The following is a 17,789-nucleotide window of genomic DNA, read 5'->3' as shown; positions in this document are numbered from 1 at the left end:
GACGTAGCCAATTTTTCAAATTAAACAAGTATATATCAATATTATAAACCTTTTTTAATGATTGTCATATCTTTTTAGAAATATTCACAAAGTCTAGTTTATTTTTATATATTTTATAAAATATCGGTATAAATAACATGCTAAACAGTGTATTACCTAAAAAGAATACAGACCAAGTAAGATATTTTGCACAAATACCGCCAAGGCTAGCTAGAATAATACGGCTAAGAGAGCTAAAAGATGCAATAATAGAATATTGCGTGGCAACAAATTCACTATTACAAAGACTAGCAAAATAGATAGAGATAATAGTTCCTGCAAAGCCTGCACAAAAATTTTGTACTGTAACTGTTATTATAAATATCCTTATATCATAGCCGATGGTCGCAAGAATCATAAACATAAGAGGCGACAATAATTGAATAACTCCACCAATTAAGACACTATGAAATATACCCATTTTTGTAGCTAAAACGCCGCCTAAAGCTCCTCCGACGATCATGATCAGTAACCCGTAAGCTTTGTAAATAACGGCAATTTCATGAGTAGTAAAACTTAAATCTAGAAATAAAGGCGAACTCATAGCCATAGGTATAGAATCCGCAGCTTTATATAAAAAGACAAACAACATAATTAGCAGTATACTCGATGAACCCCCAAAATTGGCTACGTCGCCTTTGTAAGACCTCGGATGCTGAACGTTTAATATACGCTCCGCTCCTCGGCGTGCAAACTCCTTGCTCTTTTCCAAGTTGATCTTCGTATAACCATTCTTCATTTCACAGGCATCATTTTTTAAAGATATAATACTTTTTTTAATAACTTCAAAATATTGTTGTAATCCTATTAAATTAGTAGTCGTATGACGTTTTTCTTTAGGTTTCGGTTCTTTGATACATAAGATTACTATAGGACCAACTACAGTAATAAATAAAGCAAATTTATATACTGTATCCCAGCCGAAAATAATTGATGAATATAAAGCACCGACGCTGCCAAGTAACATACCTAAACGAAACCCTATGCTACTAAAGGTAAAAGCCATTGAAAGCTCTTCTTTAGATGTAGGTCTCTCAATTCTATATGCGTCAAGTACAATATCTTGCGTAGAACTGCAGAATGAAATAATAAATAAGATAATTGCAGTAATATATAAGTTATTACAAGGGCTTACGTTTAAGAACCCCGTCATCGCTAGGATTAAAAATATTTGTGATACCAATGCCCAGCCACGCCTGTGACCGAATTTAGAACATAAAAAAGGTATAGAGTATTTATCTATAAAAGGTGACCATATGACCTTTAAGCAATACGGAAAAGCAGCTAGTGATATCGAGCCTATTATATCAGTAGTGTATTTTGCTTCGGATAATTGGTATGGAACCGTGAAAAAAATTAAATTAAACGTAAGACCGGAAATTAAGCCTAAAAGTAAAATACCGATTAAATATAATTTTTTGTACACGGAATATAACTATTTATAGTTCATTTTTAGGGAGTAAGGTGCTACTTTGGAAAATATTTTACCGACTACCGGTATTTTAGTTACAATAGTGCTGATTAAGAAAAAGGAAGGAATAACATTTCCTTTAACCGTAATTAATTGTTGTTTGGTATCAATATTACCTTTCATAGTAAAATCAAAGAACGGTCCATGTGCTTCCGTATCGAAAATTGTAATTATATTTCCTCTATAATTAAATTTACCGGTCATATCTTCAAATAAAATATTTTTATTATTAGTTATTGAACTAAGAAAACCCGGCAACGAAACAAAGGAAACAAGCCGTGTTAAAAAAGGAGTATCAACTACCGTAAAATGTTTTATAGAAAATTTGCCGTCTAATATCGGCACTATTTCCCCTTTTTTTACTTCATATCTTCTTGTATTTAAGTTGATGTTAATCTGACCGTTTTGCATAGTGGTATACATTCCAAGTCCCTTAAGCAATGCTCCGGCATTATCGGATTCAATTAGCCATTGTTCAAAAGTGTCTTTAGCGGTAAGCGACATCTTAACTTTTTTATTATCGATATTAGCATTTAGAAAACCGGAAAAACACCGCACTTTATCACATTTAATTGCTAAATCAAGATTACCTAGAATTATATTATTCTTTAAAATTATTTTTGATATATTAGTTTTTAAATTAATATTACGTGTAGAATCTCCTCTTTTTCTAAAAACTGCATCATATTAGCATTTGATAAATCTAATCCGCTTCCATAAAGTTCCGTATTAAAATTATGATTATCTATGATTATTTTTCCTTTTAAATCCGTATGATTATGTTTAACAGAGGCTAGATTAATATTATAGTTATCTTTTCTAATTAAAACATTACCGTTGATTTTTAAATTATCCTGTCCTGAAAGATTAAATTCAATATTTCTATCAGAATTTTTATTATTTAATTTTGTATATAAAGATAGATTGGCTTTTTTATATAATTTTTTATGAATAGATACTTTATCTATATAGAATTCTAAATTATCAAGATTAGAATTAACGGTAATAAAACTCTCATTATTATGCTGTTTTTTATACTCAAAATTTAAAACGGTGCTGCCTGAAATTAATTTAAATACTCCAAATCTTTGATTATTTGCCGTAATATTACTTTTTATTTTAAGTAAACACTCATTATTTTTATCTGATATATCATGATCATAAGTAAAGCTGCTTGCATAATTATTAATTTTACCCTTACCGTTAATATTTAGTTTGTTGTCTTTAAAGCTACCTTTGGCTTCACCGTTTTGTAATAGGATATTATTGTCTAAGGTGTTAAAAGAGATATTTGTTAATGTCGACAAAACATTATAGCTATTAGGGATATTTGGGCTAATAGGAATTATTAGCTCTATTATTGAATTTGCCGTTCCTTTGATTTTTTTAAGATCAATATTTTGAGCTTTAATATTTTGATAGGCATCATTTGGAACAAAGGCAATTAAGTCGTTAATTTCACCTTTAGCAGTAGCATTAAAAACAAATTGCGATTTATCCGGTCCTTCCCATTTGAAAGTCATAATACCGTCTGAAACAACACTTTTACCGCTATATGCTTCATTAATTAGAAATTTTATTTCTGGTCCTGAAATGATTATATTAGTATCAACTTTAGTCAAAGGCGGTAAATCTGTATGATATTTATATTCAAAATTCGAGATATGTAAATTTGCTTTTAAATTATCTTCTACTAAAATATTTTTTTTTAAAAATTTTTTATCTAATTTAATATTTAATTCTCCGTTTTGGATGTAACCTTGTTTTATATGTTCTCGTAAATATGAGATTATAGGGTTATCCGGAATAATTTTTTCGACTGTTTGATAAATTATTAAAGGCATATTTGCGGCAGCTGCACTTGCATCGATATTTTTATCAGTTATTATACCGTTTAGTGATAAAAAAGCTTTATCCCCAAAGGTAAGTTTGCAATTAACGGTCTTTGGATGATCTTTAGAATAGGCGGTTTTATATGAGCATAAAGCATTTCCTAGAGGTAAGTCTGCTCCTTGCTCATCAGTTAAGATATCACTTTTTATTGAAGTTAGTCGTATGTCGGTTAGGGAATCTTTTTTAATTATATTTAACGAATAATCACCGGTTGTTGAAGTATTTATAATCTCTTCATCGTTATTTGAGATTACGGAAATTTTATCGATATTAAAATTAGCCTCTATTAACGAATTAGAGAAGAAATTTTTGAAATTAAAGAAAAGATTAAAATCGTTAATTTCTCCTCTAGCATTATCTATAAGACTTAAGGAAATTTTATCTATGGATAATCTGTTTTCTTTAAATTCTAAATTATGTAGTACAGCCTTTATATCATTTTTACTTAAATAAAATTCAATTATTTTTTTCAAAGGTTCATTTAAGTGTCCTTTATTTGCACTATAAACAGTTAGAGTTATAGCCAAAGATAATGAAATTAGAATTATAAAAATACTAATAAAGGTTTTTTTAATAAAATTCATTTGAGCTTGTAAATCTATTGAAATATGATAAAAGCTTTATATACTCGGATAGAACTTCAAAAATTGTCTAAGTCATCCTACAAGTACTGCGGTACTGAACGTTTAAGTAACGGCTTTCGCTCCTCGTATTCGGAATTCCTTGCTCTTTTTGAAGTTGATCTTCGTCTATACTACTCTTCATTTATTTGAGGTATACACTTGGAATATAACGTATAATTTAAAAATTTAATATAAAAATCACAAAAAATTATGAATATTACATTTATCGGTAGCGGATATGTGGGATTAGTCTCAGGTATTATTATGGGCTATTTAGGTCATAATGTTACTTGTCTTGATAATGATGAGGTTAAAATATCCAAATTAAATAAGCAAATATTACCGATTTATGAAGCTAAACTTGATGAGTATCTTAAGCAAGCTTTAGAAGCTAATAGGTTAAAATTTACAAATATTTATAATAATGAACTTCAAAATGCCGAGGCAATATTTATTACGGTCGGTACGCCTTCAAAAGAGTCGGGAGAAGCAGATTTAAAATATGTCTATGATGCTATTGATAAAGTTTCCGAGCATATAAATAAAGATTGTTTAATAGTCATAAAATCTACTGTTCCGCCTGATAGTTGCAGTAATATTATAGCTTATTTAAAATCAAAAGGCTTTTCATTTAATGTTGCTTCTAATCCTGAGTTTTTAAGAGAGGGCAGTGCGGTAGAAGATTTTTTATATCCTGATCGTATAGTTATCGGCGTAAATAATAAAGAATCAGAGGAAATATTGCGAAAAATTTATGCACCTTTAATAGAACAAGGTGCAAAGTTCGTGGTTACCGATTTAGTGACGAGCGAGCTTATTAAATATGCTTCTAATAGCTTTTTAGCTACCAAAATTGCTTTTATTAATGAGATGGCTGATTTATGTGAAAAAATCGGCGGTAATATTAAAGATTTATCTAAAGGTGTAGGACTTGATCAAAGAATCGGTCAAAATTTTTTAAATGCAGGACCGGGTTTTGGTGGTTCATGTTTTCCAAAAGATATTCTAGCATTAAATAATCTTGTAGAAAATCATCATATCGATTGTAAGATTCTTAAGGCAGTAATTAAAAGTAATAAGCAGCGTCCAAGTAATATGGTAGATAAAATAGCTACTTTGTTAGACGGAGATTTAAAAGGTAAAAATATAGCAATTTTAGGCTTAACATACAAAGCGGGAACAGATGATGTTAGGGCAAGTCCTGCCATCGAAATTGTAAAGATCTTATTAAATAAAGATGTATATGTTAAAGCATTTGATCCTATCGGTCTTGAAAATGCTAAAAAGAATTTAGAACATAAAAATTTGCTATATTTAGATTCGGTAGCTGAAGCCTGTAAATCAGTAGATATTATAGTTATTGCAACTGAATGGTTAGAATTCAAAGAACTTAATTGGCAAGGAATTTATGATTTAGTAAAATCCCCGATAATCATTGACCTTAGAAATATACTAGATAATGAAGCAATGAAAAAAATCGGTTTTAGATATTATGCAGTCGGAAGTAAGCTCGATGTCATTCCTGCGAAAGCAGGAATCCATCATAAAGCGAGATAGAGCGAGCTTTTAATTTCAAAAACTTGCTGTATTTATACTTTTTTGCTGGATTCCTGCTTTCGCAGGAATGACATAAAAAACCTGCAGGGATAACAAAAAAAACATATAACATCAATTTAAAATGAAACCTGAATTTATTCATTTAAGAACTCAAAGTTCTTATTCTTTTCTAGAAAGTGCATTAACGATCGAGAAAGTAGTAGAGCTTGCTTCATCGAATAAAATGCCTGCTATTTGTTTGGCAGATAAGGGAAATTTATTCGGCTCGTTAGAATTTGCATTATACGCAGTAAAAAAAGGACTGCAGCCGATACACGGAGTTATTCTAAATATAAAATACGATATAGATATTTTTGCTCAAATTTTACTTATAGCTAAAGATGAAACCGGCTATAAAAATTTACTCAAACTATCAAGTCTTACTTTTACTAAAAATGATCGTAAGCTATGCGATCACATTGATTTTGAAGATTTCATTGAATATCAAGAGGGGTTAATAGGATTATGCTGTTATACCGACGGTATTGTCGGAAAATGCTTGCTAGCTCGGAACGAAGAGCAAGCGATGCTATTTGCACGTAAATTACAGGACATTTTAGGAGATCGTTTTTATTTTGAGATTATGAGACACGATCTACCGGAAGAACAGTTTATTGAAGATAGTTATATTAGAATTGCTGCCGAGCTTGCTATTCCGCTTGTTGCTACTAATAAAGTTTTGTTCAGTGAGAAAAGTATGCATGATGCACATGATGTATTGTTATGTATATCAGCCGGTGTTACTAAAGAATATGCTGATCGTAAAACAGTTAGTGAAAATTGTTATTTTAGATCACCGCATGAGATGATAGAGCTTTTTTCTGATCTACCTAGTGCTATCGAAAACACCGTTAATTTAAGAGAGCGTTGTTATTTTGCAGCACATGCAAACCCGCCGATGCTGCCTAATTTTGCCACCAAAGATATTAGTGAAACGGATTTAATTAGAAAAGATGCAAAAGAAGGGTTGCTTGCAAGGCTTGCTACAAAGTTTAAATCTGAAAATATTTCATTAGAAAAGCAAGAAGAATTGAAAATCGAATATTTTGCTCGTCTTAATTATGAGCTGGATATTATCTGTAATATGAATTTTGCCGGTTATTTTTTAATTGTGTCCGATTTTATTAAATGGAGTAAAAAAGAGGGGATTTTAGTTGGACCGGGTAGAGGTTCGGGAGCAGGCTCGGTTGTTGCTTGGAGCTTGCTTATTACTGATCTCGATCCGATTAAATTTGGCTTATTATTTGAAAGATTTTTAAATCCTGAACGTATTTCAATGCCTGATTTTGATATTGATTTTTGTCAAGAAAGGCGTGAAGAAGTAATCAATTACGTACGCTCTAAATACGGTAATAATAGAGTAGGACAGATTATAACTTTCGGTAAAATGCAGGCAAAGGCCGTAATTAAGGATGTTGCTCGCGTACTTAGCTTACCTTATAAATTCGCTGATTATCTAACGGAGCTTGTACCTTTTAGTGCGGTTAATCCCGTTAGCCTAGAACAGGCGATGCGTGAAGTTCCGGAGCTTGCAAATGCCGCTAAAGGTAATGGGTTGTATAATTTAGAGGGTGAAGCGGAATTAATTAAGTTGGTGCTTGATACTTCGTTAATTCTTGAGGGGTTACATAGGCATTCCTCAACTCATGCCGCAGGAATCGTAATAGCAGGTACTGATTTAGTCGATATAGTACCGGTATATAAAGATGCTAATTCCGATATGCTGGTAGTTGGTTATTCTATGAAATATTCCGAAATTGCCGGTTTAATTAAATTTGATTTTTTAGGACTTCAAACCCTAACGGTTATTACCGATTGTAAGAAACTACTTAAAGAACAAGGAATAGAAGTAGATTTTAACAATATGACCTTTGATGATAATAAGACTTATCAAATGTTGTGTAAAGGTAAAGGAGCCGGCGTTTTCCAATTTGAAAGTATCGGGATGAAAGATGCACTTAGACGCCTTAAACCTGATTCTATACATGATTTGATAGCTCTTGGGGCTTTATATCGTCCGGGTCCTATGGAAAATATCCCTACCTATATAGCTTGTAAGCATAAATTACAGCAGCCTGATTATTTACATGAGCTATTAAAGCCAATCTTAGAAGAAACTTACGGAGTGGTGATATATCAGGAGCAGGTACAAAGAATTGCTCAGATTCTCGCAGGTTATACGCTAGGAGCTGCTGATTTGCTTCGTAGAGCGATGGGTAAGAAGATAAAGAAAGAAATGGAGGAGCAGGAAGAAATCTTCGTTAAAGGAGCAATTGCTAATAATATTTCGGAATCTCAAGCTAAATCCATTTTTGCAACCGTGGCTAAATTTGCAGGTTACGGTTTTAATAAGGCACATGCTGCAGCTTACGGCGTTATTTCATACCAAACCGCATATCTTAAAGCTAATTACCCGGCAGAGTTTTTAGTAGCATGCTTAAATCTTGAATTAAATAATCATGATAAAATTAATTTATTTTTACAAGAAGCAAAAGATAGCGGTATAAAAATTACTGCACCTAATATTAATATTTCTGAAGGGTATTTTACAACTTGTCATTCAGAAGACTCTTTATGTCATCCCCAAGGTTCTCTATGTCATTCCTGCGAAAGCGGGAATCCAGAAAAAATTAGTAGCACAATAATCTTCGCCTTAGGGGCTATTAAGGGAGTTACGCCGAATTTCGGTAAGTTAGTGACGGACGAGCGAAAAGCAAGAGGAGCGTTTAAATCAATTACCGATTTTATTGAACGATTACCGCCAAAATCTATTAATAGTAAATTGCTGGAAAATTTAATTAAATCTGGCTGCTTTGATGAGCTACATGATAATCGATTGCAATTATTTTCAAGTATTTCAAAATTGCTTGCTTATTCGGCTTCATACCATGCAGAACAGGAATCGAATCAATTTAGCTTAATTAAAGTTTCTAGTTTAAGCCCTAATATATTAATAGCAAGTGATTATGCCGATAACAATACTTTAGCTTTTTATGAGTTTGAATCTATGGGTTTATTTATCTCTAATCATCCTCTTACGCAGTATCAAGAAATATTTAGTCGTTTAAATATTTTAAATAGTGTAGATTTACATAATAACTTACCTGACGGTGCTAACCGAATAAATCTTGCCGGTGTAATACAAAAAAAGGATTCTCGTATGTCGGCGAGAGGTAGGTTCGTGACGCTTGTGCTTTCTGACCCCGAGAATATCTTTGAACTTAGTATTTTTAGTGAGGAAGTTTTAAAAGATTATGTACATTTACTCGATGTTAAAAGTTTGGTAGTCGTTAATTGTGATATAGTTAAAGATGAAGGAGGAATAAAACTAACGGCAAAAAGTTTTTCATCAATTGAGGATGCAATTAATAATAAACAATTTGAGTTACAGCTTTACCCACAAAATCATGAAGAATTACGGCAGATAGTAACCTTGCTTGCAGCTCGCACTAATAACGGGGACCAGAGTAATTCTAAAGCTACAATCTATTTACAAAGCGAAGATGTAAAGAATTTTGTAGCAAAAATTACATTACCTGAAAAGTTTTTTCTTCAAGGGCAAGATTTTAAGATTTTAAAAGGATATAGTAAATAGTGGGGTTGTTGCTCGGCTTTCTATGTTATTCCTGCGAGGCATTGTTTTGTGGCTCTTGAAAAACGCTCGGTTGTCATACCGTGGCTTGACCACGGCATCCAGTAAAAAATTCTGATTTACAGAATTTTTTTATTATTTTACTGGATTGCCACGCAAGTACTACGACTGCTCGCAATGACGGGGTGGTGGTCGTGCCTCCGTATTGCAGTTTAGAGTAAATAGTCTATAATCCTCAAACAGTAATAAGAGAGAATTATAGTTAAGGAGTTATGGCAAAAATAGATGTTAAGTGTAGATATTGTAACAACACAGAAGAAGTAATAAAGTCAGGATATTCAATTTCAAAACAACAGAGATATCAATGCAAGCGGTGTAATCGATATTTTCAATTGGAGTATATTAATAATGCATCTAAGCCTGGAGTTAAGGAGCAAATAGTAGAAATGTCAATCAACGGCTCTGGAGTTAGAGATACAGTAAGAGTATTAAAAGTGGGTATCAATACAGTTATCCGTGTTTTAAAAAAATCTAGTATTAAAAACAATAAATCATTCTATCAGTACAACAGAAGTAATTATTGCTCCTGAGATAGATGAACAATGGTCTTATGTACAGAATAAATCCAGACAACGATGGCTTTGGTATGCCTTGGATAAGATTTCGTTAAAAGTAGTTGCTTATACGTTTGGTACAAGATGTGATAGCACATTAGAATCATTACTGAAAAAACTAGAGAATTTCAAGGTGACTTTTTACTATACAGATGGATGGGGGAGTTATGCTAGGTTATTAGACCCTAAAAAGCATATTATCAGTAAAAAATACACTCAACGGATAGAACGAAGTAACTTGAACCTTAGAACGAGATGCAAGAGGCTTGCACGTAAGACAATCTGCTTTTCCAAGTCATTGGATATTCATGATAAGGTTATTGGTACTCTTATTGAACGTATAGCTTTTTAATAGGCGTAACTGCAATATGGAGGCATGACCCGGGGTGGTATACATGCAACAATGCCTCGCAGAAATGACAACCTTGAGTTAACTTTTTATAGGCAGTACCTGAATTGACGGTAAAATGAATCTATAATTGAGTAATATTCTTTGATGTTTTTTTACCGCTAAATACGGCATTATTATTTTTATTATCGCTAAGTTCCATATATTTTGTTAGTCGATGTTTGTCTGCTATTAACTTTGCTTCTTTTTCTAAATTGATATTTTGCTCAAGATTTGGCTCTTTAATTAAATCTTTAAAGTAATTACTTATGGATTTTAATCCCAACTTTTCTGTTAATTTACTTAAATACTTATAAAATTTATGTTTGATAGTTTGTTTTTTAGGTTCTGAATTTTTATTGAATATATTATCAGTTTTAACTTCTTGTTTTTTATCGTCTACTACTTTCGTACTATCAGGTAAGTTTTTATTAGCTTCAGTTATTAGTTCATTTACTAAATTTTGTTTTTCTTCTTTAAGTACAGTGTCATTCAAAAAGCTTGATACAGGCGAATTTTTTGAGTGTATTGTATCCAAGTTAAGATTAGTAGTTTCTTGTTTTTCTATGTTCGGGAGTGGTATATTAATATGCTCGTTTTTTGTTTCAATTATAGGTGAGTCTATTAATTTATTCTCTCCAAAAATATCTAGCGTTGCTTGCGTAAATTCATCTACTAATTTTTGAGCTTTGATAGGTGTTATTTCTTCATTAAATTTATTTTCACTGTAATCTTTAACTACTTGAGTGATTTCTTCAGATGCTTTTGCTTCCGGTATGGTCATTTTGTATTTTGTGCCATATCTTTTATGACATCATCCAATTTTTTATGTTCTTCCGATAGCTCTAGCGGCTTAGGGTTAGTATTACTTTGTTTCATTTGCCGGAAAATATCTATAGATGGACGGCTTTCTATTTTTGCTTGTATTTGTGCTTTGATAAGTATATTTACATCTTTATCATTTAAGCATTTTTCTGATAGCTCGTTAATGATTTGTTCTTTGTTAGATTTATATAATCTATAATTTTCTAAAACTGTTTTTGAGGGAGCTATTTCGCGTTCTTCAAAACAAGTTTGGATATGGTTTATGATAGGCTTTAAAAGATCTTCGGTAATAGGTAAATCAGTGTCCTTATAGGGAAACACGGTAGATAAAAAATCTACTAGATCAATCTTGATATACTTTAAATTAGATTCTTCAGCAACTTTATTAAATAACTTTTCCTTCGTGCTTGGTGTATGCCCCTCATTATAAAAAAAGCATCAAAATTATTAGTAGCTGAATTGGTAATATCTTTTTGGGATTGATTTTGATGAGTTGTATTTGAGATACTTTGTTCTTTTGTTAAAGGTATATTTAAAGTATTTGCTAAATTTTTTTGTTCGCTTTCTAAGTTTGATATTATTTGAGATACTTGATTTTGTGTAATAAAATCATATATTTCACGAAATTCTGAATCCGGTACATTGTCTCTTAAAGCTTCTCTTATTGACCTGCTGCTACAATTCCCTAAAGTTTGTCCTGTAACTGTTCTTCTTGAATCAGCTGTTGGGTTAATAAGCTGCTCCGATTTGAACCTGTTAATCTCGTTATTATGAGCTTTTATTGCTTCTAGTTCATTTATAGATAATATAGAAAATATACTATCTTTTACTTCTTTATCTGTTTGATTTTTGAGTTCATACTTAATGGAGCTGAATTTTGCTTTACTTCTTGCTTCTATTGTTTCATTTATTTTAGATAATTGATCTTTTGGTGTTTGATTTAGCTTTGAATTATCTGCTCTTACTCCAGCACCGGCATTATATATAATACGATAATTTTTTCCGTTTTCTTTAGAATATTTTATAACATTTGCATGTAATCCTGTATTAGTAGGAGCATTAGAATATGATAAATATGCTTCTCCGGTTTTTTGCAGTTTATCGTATATTTCATCTGTAGTTGTTTCTAAAAATTTTTTTAACTGTTCTGCGGGTGGTAATTTATTTGAGCTAGTTAAATTACGTGCTGAAAAGGATTGCTTATAAATCTCATCTAAGCCATTCATAAAATGGTCTAATTTTTTATCTGTATTTTCATCAGGATTTAAAGCCTTATAAGCTCCAAGTAAGGCTTTATAACCGCTAGCCGTTATAAAATGAGCTGAGCCTAAATCATAATTTTTTGTGGATTTATCATAGGTACGGGCATCGTCAAGCATTTCACGATACTGAGTTGCTTTCGCTTCATACTCATATGCCCGTATGTTATTTAAAGCCTGAGTGATATTTTCGTAATGCTCTCTCAGCTTATTCTGGTTATTCTCTTTTAGAGCAGTATTTATAAGCTCGTTTTCAGAGTTTTCCAAGTTGCCGAACTTTATATCACTATTTATATTCTCAGTCATACTTTCTAACTAATTAGTTGAATAAGCGGATGTGAAAATAATCCTATATTAAGGATAAATAAATATCAAGATAGTTCTTTCTAAGCCCTATAATTACTCTCTCAATATATCTATTTTATCTAGTTGCTCCCATGCAAAATTTTCGTCTTCTCGACCGAAATGACCGTAAGAAGCTGTTTTTTGATAACATGGAGTGCGAAGCTTAAGATGTTTAATAATTCTGCCTGGACGCATATCAAAATGCTGTGTTATGAGCTTAGTAATTTGTTCGTTGCTTAATTTGCTAGTACCGAAAGTTTCAGCATAAATAGATACGGGAGCAGCAACACCTATTGCATAAGATATTTGTATTTCACAGCGATCAGCAAGTCCTGCTCCTACTATATTCTTAGCAATATAACGTGCCATGTAAGCAGCCGACCTATCTATTTTTGTTGGATCTTTTCCTGAAAAACAACCACCGCCGTGTCTTGCCATTCCTCCATAGCTGTCCACGATAATTTTCCTACCGGTTAAGCCGCAATCGGCAACAGGACCGCCTATAACAAATCTACCTGTTGGGTTAATTAGGTATTTAGTGTCTTTGTGAAGTAAATTGCTTGGTAATGCCTGTTTAATAATTTCTTCCATTACTGCTTCAATAAGGTCTTTTTGTTGTATTTCCGGATGATGCTGAGTTGATAAAACTACTGCATCAATGGCAACAGGTTTGTTATTTTCATATCGTAACGTGACTTGTGACTTTGCATCAGGTCTAAGCCAAGACAGTATATTTTTTTACGTAAATATGCTTGCCTTTTCATTAATAAATGAGCGTAGTAAATCGGTGCGGGCATTAAACTATCCGTTTCATTACAGGCATAACCGAAAACCATACCTTGGTCTCCTGCACCTATTTCATCGTCATTTGAATTGTCAACACCCATAGCTATATCGGGCGATTGTTTAATTATAGACGAGATTACGGCACAACAGCTACCGTCAAATCCATAATTTGGATTATTATAGCCGATTTCTTGTATCTTGCTACGTACTATTTGCTCAATATCCACGTAGGTACTAGTAGTAATTTCGCCGCCGACTAAAACTAGACCGGTTGTTACAAATGTTTCACAGGCAACACGACCACTAGGGTCATGTTTTAGAATTTCATCAAGTACCGTATCTGAAATTTGATCGGCAATTTTGTCCGGATGCCCTTCAGAAACCGACTCAGATGTGAATATAAAATTTTTCATACATTACCCTCCTTTTTTAATTTTTAACGTCATTGCGAGCAGTCGTAGACTGCGTGGCAGTCTCACGAAATAATAACAAACTCCTGAGATTGCTTCGTCAATTGCTATGCAATTTCCTCGCAATGACGATTTGGTATCCATGAAACAACGCCGCCAATTTTTCAAATTAAACGAGTATACTCAATGAATCTCCATCCAGTTATTACCTACTCTAATTTCGGTTATAATCGGTACATCCATATTAGTAGAGTTTTCCATAATTTTTTTGATAATAGGCGTTACGAGTTCTACTTCATCCTCCGGCACTTCAAATAGTAATTCATCATGAATTTGCAGTACTAATCTTGTTTTAAGGTTATTTTTTTCTATTTCTTGATCTAAATTAATCATGGCAATTTTAATTATATCGGCATTAGTTCCTTGAATAGGAGCATTAATAGCTGCACGTTCTGCAAATTGTTTAAGCTTTTTATCATGAATTAGAGGTACAAAACATTTTCTGCCAAAGAAATTTATGACGTAGCCGTTGCTACTTGCAAAAGCTTTTGTTTGCTCCATATATTCTTGTACTCCTTTATATTCGGCAAAATATTTCTTGATATATTCGGATGCTTCACCGTTACTAACGTTTAATTGCTTAGCAAGCCCAAAAGCACTTATACCGTAAATGATACCGAAATTTATGGCTTTTGCTTTACGTCTATGTTCGCTAGTTAGTTCATGTTTTTGCAAGTTAAAGATTTGACAAGCCGTTTGAGTATGGATATCGTCTTTATTGATAAACGCTTGTTTTAGTGCATCTATATTTGCGATATAGCTTAATATTCTAAGCTCAATTTGGGAATAATCGGCAGATATTAATTTATATCCTTCTTCAGCGATAAAAGCTTGTCTGATTTTATTCCCCTCACTAGAGCGAATAGGTACATTTTGCAAATTAGGTTCTTGTGAACTAAGTCTTCCTGTAGTGGTAGAAGTTTGTAAAAATGTCGTATGTACTCTATGTGTTATATTATCTATCTGTTTCGGTAAACTATCGGTGTAGGTATTCTTTAATTTTGTAAGTTGCCGCCATCTTAATAACAAGTCGGCAATATTATATCCATGCTCGCTAAGTTTTTCGAGTATTTCTGCCCCTGTTGAGTAAGAGCTTGCTTTAGCCGAAGCTTTACCAAAAGGTAATTGCATTTTTTCAAATAAAATCTCACCTAATTGTTTTGGCGAACTGATATTAAATTTAGTTCCGCTAAGAGCAAAAATTTCTTCTTCAAGTTTTAGAATTTCTGCTCCAAATTCAGCGGATAACTGATTTAGATAATTTGCGTCTACTTTAATTCCAATTTTTTCCATTTTATCTAAAATAAAACAAATAGGTAAGTCAATGTCGCTATAAAGCCTAAAGGCTTTATTATCTTTAAGCTCCAGTATATTTTGTTTATAAAGTGAAGTAAAATCGGCGACTATTCTTGCCGATTCGGTAATTATATTATCCTCTTTCAAAGCTTCTTCAAATAAATTTTTCTGTGATAAACCGGCAGATAACGCATATTGCATTAGTTCTAAATCCTCTATAGCCGTAATTTCATGAGATTGTTCTGCATAGAATTTAAGTAGAGGCTTTAGAGAGTAGGTAATTTTTTTTATAGATTTATCGGTTAGTAAATTGAAGATTATATCCGAAAACCAGTCGTTATTATTTTTAGTATTATAGGAAAATAGATCATGGGAAGTGTTAGAAATTTTAATAATATAGCTTTGGTTTTGCAATGATAAAATAAGAGCAACATTATCCCCTTTATGCTGCAGTAAATATATCCCGAATATTCCTATTTTCTCAGCTTTTTTAGCAAAATCTGCGAGCTCACTAGCGTTACTGATTTCTTTTGCTTCGGTTACTTTATTGTCTACTATCTCTTTATGGTCATTAATTTTAATATCAAATAAATTTTCTGCTCTTTTATATAAAGATTTAAAACCGTATTCCTGTAAAAATCCTGTTAATTTATCGCTATTTGGAGGTGACCATTCTAAATTATTCAGCTGAAAATCTAAATCAACATTAGAATCAAGCCCGATTAATTGCCATGAAATTAACGCCGCTTCTTTAGAATTTTGTAAAGTTTCACGTTGTTTTAGGCTTGAAACTTGGTCTAAAGAGTTAAATATATTCTCTACAGAACCAAATTGCGTTATAAGACTACTTGCCGTTTTTGGTCCAATAGACGGTACGCCCGGGATATTATCCGATCTATCACCGATTAAAGCCATCACTTCACGTAATTTATCAGAAGTAGTACCGAATTTTTTAACAACATCATCTTCCGTAATATATTTTCCTTTTAACGGATCATATATTTTGATGTTTTCACCCATTAACTGCAATAAATCTTTATCGGAAGAGATGACAACTACATCTTCGCCGAGTGCAGCTGTTTTAGCAGCAAAGGTTGCAATAATGTCATCGGCTTCATAACCGTTTTTCTCTAGAATAGGAAAGTTTAAGTTACTAGCAACATCACGAACTAAAGGTAATTGTACGACTAAATCTTCAGGTGGAGGCGGGCGGTTAGCTTTATATTCAGGATAAATCTGATGACGAAAATTTTTCCCGCCGCTGTCAAATACTACAGCGACATGTTTAGGCTTAAAGTCGTTCAGCAATTTTAGGAGCATTGAAGCGAAGCCGTAAAGAGCACCGACAGGTTCACCTTTCGGCGAAGTCAAAGGCTGTTGTGCATAATAGGCTCTAAAAACAAATCCGTATCCGTCTATGAGCAATAAGGTATTTTTTTGAGTCATTTTATGAGTTTATTCTCTTTGTCATCCCGTGACCCCGCCACGGAATCCAGTTTAAAATACTAAAATTGTTGATGTTTTAAGTTGCTTTTTGGATTCCGTGGTCAAGCCACGGAATGACACCGAGTACAGCAAAACCTCACAACCCCACTAGACTTTTAGCAAAATCATGTCGGTTGAATATTTTTAAGTCTTCTATCTTCTCGCCTATACCGATAAAATATACGGGTAGATTAAATTTCTGTACCACTCCGACAAGCACTCCGGCTTTAGCACTACCGTCTAATTTAGTCACGATAAGCCCCGTCAAATTAGTAGCATCATTAAAATGTTCTACTTGGTTATAAGTATTTTGTCCTGTAATAGCATCAATTACTAAGACGCTATGAGTAGGAGCATTCTCGTCTAGTTTTTTTATAACCTTTACAATCTTAGACAGTTCATCCATCAAATTTTTCTTATTATGAAGCCTGCCTGCTGTATCAATAAAAAGTATATCGATATTTTGTTTTATCGACTCTTCCATAGCTCGGTAAGCAACACTTGCAGGATCAGCCGATTCTTCACCGGTAATAAGTAGTGCATTTGCTCTATCTACCCAACTGCTTAGCTGATTCACGGCAGCTGCTCTAAAAGTATCACAGGCCGCAACCGCTACTTTTTTTCCTTGTGCTGAGTACATTGCAGCAAGCTTACCTATAGTGGTGGTTTTACCTGCTCCATTAACACCGCAAACTAAAATTACGTTTAATTTATTTTCGTTTAGTGTAAAAGGAATTTCTGATTTTGATAGCTGCTGCTCTATTAATTCAGCTAGGGCTTCTTTTACTGTATCACTATCTATTTCTTTGTCAAATTTTACCTTTTTAAATTCTTCAATAATATTAGTTACTACCGAAACGCTCATATCACTTGCAATAAGCAGCTCTTCAAGCTCTTCTAGAGTTTCTGCATCTAATTTTTTCTTGTAAAATATTTTGTCGATACCTTCCGTTATTTTATTAGAAGTTTTAGATAAACTTTGTTTTAATTTACTAAATATCGAAATCATATTAGATAGTTTTTGTTTTATGGATGTTGTTGCTGCTTCGTCGTCATGTTACTGATGTCATTCCTGCGAAAGCAGGAATCCATCATAAAGCGAGATAA

The 17,789-nt window shown here is 32.7% G+C and carries 7 protein-coding genes and 5 pseudogenes; 3 read left to right on the top strand and 9 right to left on the bottom strand.

All coding sequences use genetic code 11. The features are described from left to right. Window positions 1–64: 64 nt before the first annotated feature. Together ACNFN7_RS02610 and ACNFN7_RS02605 are read right to left on the bottom strand one after the other, a co-directional pair. Window positions 65–1,465, bottom strand: coding sequence for an MFS transporter (locus ACNFN7_RS02610; protein WP_485440705.1), 1,401 nt, complete (start codon window positions 1,463–1,465; stop codon window positions 65–67). Between the two features lie 9 nt (window positions 1,466–1,474). Continuing rightward, window positions 1,475–3,987, bottom strand: a pseudogene (locus ACNFN7_RS02605) (transporter AmpG 3). A 249-nt stretch (window positions 3,988–4,236) separates the two neighbouring features. On the opposite strand from ACNFN7_RS02605, the gene ACNFN7_RS02600 reads away from it, so the two are divergent. The 3 genes and pseudogenes from ACNFN7_RS02600 to ACNFN7_RS02590 all read left to right on the top strand — a co-directional run bounded on the left by ACNFN7_RS02600 (window position 4,237) and on the right by ACNFN7_RS02590 (window position 10,180). Then, window positions 4,237–5,583 (top strand): UDP-glucose dehydrogenase family protein, encoded by a 1,347-nt coding sequence (locus ACNFN7_RS02600; protein WP_485440704.1) that lies wholly within the window; start codon window positions 4,237–4,239, stop codon window positions 5,581–5,583. A gap of 121 nt (window positions 5,584–5,704) precedes the next feature. After that, on the top strand, window positions 5,705–9,217 hold the full coding sequence (gene dnaE / locus ACNFN7_RS02595; protein ID WP_485440703.1) for a DNA polymerase III subunit alpha: 3,513 nt from the start codon (window positions 5,705–5,707) through the stop codon (window positions 9,215–9,217). A gap of 269 nt (window positions 9,218–9,486) precedes the next feature. Then, window positions 9,487–10,180, top strand: a pseudogene (locus ACNFN7_RS02590) (IS1 family transposase). A gap of 121 nt (window positions 10,181–10,301) precedes the next feature. Here ACNFN7_RS02590 and ACNFN7_RS02585 read toward each other — a convergent pair. The 7 genes and pseudogenes from ACNFN7_RS02585 to ftsY all read right to left on the bottom strand — a co-directional run bounded on the left by ACNFN7_RS02585 (window position 10,302) and on the right by ftsY (window position 17,691). Next, window positions 10,302–10,502 carry a hypothetical protein gene (locus ACNFN7_RS02585; protein ID WP_039595571.1) on the bottom strand — a complete coding sequence of 67 codons (201 nt, stop codon included), beginning with the start codon at window positions 10,500–10,502 and terminating at the stop codon, window positions 10,302–10,304. 494 nt (window positions 10,503–10,996) lie between these two features. Next, a complete protein-coding gene (locus ACNFN7_RS02580) occupies window positions 10,997–11,362 on the bottom strand; it encodes a hypothetical protein (protein WP_485440702.1) in 366 nt (121 codons plus the stop codon). A 640-nt stretch (window positions 11,363–12,002) separates the two neighbouring features. Next, window positions 12,003–12,267: pseudogene (locus tag ACNFN7_RS02575) on the bottom strand (hypothetical protein). A 75-nt stretch (window positions 12,268–12,342) separates the two neighbouring features. Continuing rightward, window positions 12,343–12,606, bottom strand: a pseudogene (locus ACNFN7_RS02570) (hypothetical protein); the annotation flags it as partial. Between the two features lie 93 nt (window positions 12,607–12,699). Then, a pseudogene (gene metK, locus ACNFN7_RS02565) lies at window positions 12,700–13,844 on the bottom strand (methionine adenosyltransferase). A gap of 180 nt (window positions 13,845–14,024) precedes the next feature. Next, window positions 14,025–16,643, bottom strand: a complete 2,619-nt coding sequence (polA, locus tag ACNFN7_RS02560; RefSeq protein ID WP_485440701.1) for a DNA polymerase I — start codon at window positions 16,641–16,643, stop codon at window positions 14,025–14,027. Window positions 16,644–16,779: 136 nt separating this feature from the next. After that, entirely contained in the window at window positions 16,780–17,691 is a 912-nt protein-coding gene (gene ftsY, locus ACNFN7_RS02555; RefSeq protein ID WP_485440700.1) for a signal recognition particle-docking protein FtsY, read from the bottom strand. Window positions 17,692–17,789 lie beyond the last annotated feature (98 nt).

The sequence above is a fragment of the Rickettsia sp. MAE-05 genome (genome assembly GCF_057319745.1).
Note: the sequence above shows the minus strand (reverse complement) of the source record. Positions and strands in the feature narration are given on the sequence as shown.

Excerpts from the sequence above, each read along its gene's own strand:
- ACNFN7_RS02600 (WP_485440704.1), top strand. The coding sequence starts at position 4,237 with ATGAATATTACATTTATCGGTAGCGGATATGTGGGATTAGTCTCAGGT.
- ftsY (WP_485440700.1), bottom strand. The coding sequence starts at position 17,691 with ATGATTTCGATATTTAGTAAATTAAAACAAAGTTTATCTAAAACTTCT.
- polA (WP_485440701.1), bottom strand. The coding sequence starts at position 16,643 with ATGACTCAAAAAAATACCTTATTGCTCATAGACGGATACGGATTTGTT.
- dnaE (WP_485440703.1), top strand. The coding sequence starts at position 5,705 with ATGAAACCTGAATTTATTCATTTAAGAACTCAAAGTTCTTATTCTTTT.